We start from the raw sequence: 1,527 nt of genomic DNA on the forward strand, positions 1-1,527 counted from the left end.
TTTTTCCTTTGATTGTGCTATCAGTACAATATCATCCGCATATCTTAAATTGTTCAGCGTGAATCCTCCAATTATCAAACCACCCACATCGTCTAGATGTCTCATTATGTTTTCACTGTATAGGTTAAACAGATCTGGTGACAATACGCACCCTTGTCTGACTCCTCTTCTTATAGGTGTATAATTTCCTAGTTCGTTTTGATATCTTATCGCAGCTGATTGATCCCAGTACAAATTTCTTACCATTCTTATATCCTTTCCATCTAAATCCAAGTTTTGTAGCATATTAAGTAGTTTAGTGTGTCGAACTCTATCAAATGCCTTAGTAAAGTCTATAAAACACAGGTAAAGGTCTTTGTTTACTTCTATAGCCCTTTCACAGATATTTCTCAGTATAAATATAGCATTTCTTGTTCCAGTGTCTTTCATAAAACCGCATTGTGTTTTGTCTATCTCTGGTCTGATTTTGTTTCTCATTCTTTGCATTAAAATACGAAGTATTACCTTGAGTACAACACTCATAAGACTTATTGTTCTATGTAATTCACATTCAGTTGCTCCTGGTTTCTTAGGAAGAGCTATAAATATTGATTTTGAAAGATCCTCTGGTATGTTACCAGAGTTATACATGTCATTAGCAATTTCTGTAATTTTGTCGACACTAAATTCTTCTGTAGCCTGTAGTAATTCTGCAAATATGTTGTCTGGCCCACAAGCTTTGTTACGTTTCATTTTTTTAATTGCAAATCTCACTTCATCTTTTAGTATTTCTGGTCCCTCCATGGTTTTCCTTATTTGGGGCATAGCTTCTCGATCATCTTCAAATAGTTCTTGTATATATTCTGTCCATCTTTCTATTATTTTATCTTTCTCCATCAACACAGTACCATCTTTGCTCTTAATACAGCCTCCCGAGGAACAAGATGCATACGTTGCATTTTTTGATAGTTCTTTTATTTTCTTGTGCATAAGTTTAGTATTTATGTTCTTAAGATTCTCTATATCTCTGCAGTTGTCATTTAGCCACTCATCTTTTGCCTCTCCGCATTTCTTCTTAATAATTTTATTCGCAGTCTTGTATTCATCGCTCTCCCTCTCTCTTATTGTTTGTCTTTCCTTCATCAGAGTCAATATCTCGTCCGTCATCCATTTATTTTTACTTCTTTGTGGCATTTTAGGTATTATTTCTTTTGCAGATTCAACCAATGAGTCCTTGAAATTATTCCATGTTGTTGTCTCTTCATTTTGGGATAGGGCATCAAATCTGTTCCTTACTTCTATTATGTAGTTTTCTTGTATTGCTGGTGATCTGTATAGTTTTTCTAGATCTAGCTTTGTACTAATATTTGTTATTTTCAGTTTACGTAGTTTTGTTCTTAGGTTACATATAACAGGTATGTGGTCACTGTTACAGTCTGCCCCTGGATAGCTTTTAGATTGTGTGACCGAATTTCTAAATCTTCCGCTTATGGTGATGTAATCTATTTGATTTTTGCATCTGTCACCTGGACTCCTCCATGTCCATCT

The 1,527-nt window shown here is 34.6% G+C and carries 1 protein-coding gene; it reads right to left on the reverse strand.

Annotated elements, in window-relative coordinates:
* Positions 1-1,527: reverse transcriptase family protein (locus ACREB4_RS21250; RefSeq protein WP_431590231.1), on the reverse strand; the 1,527-nt coding region annotated here is incomplete at both ends.

The organism is Aquabacterium sp. (assembly GCF_050725395.1).
Lineage (GTDB): Bacteria > Pseudomonadota > Gammaproteobacteria > Burkholderiales > Burkholderiaceae_C > Aquabacterium.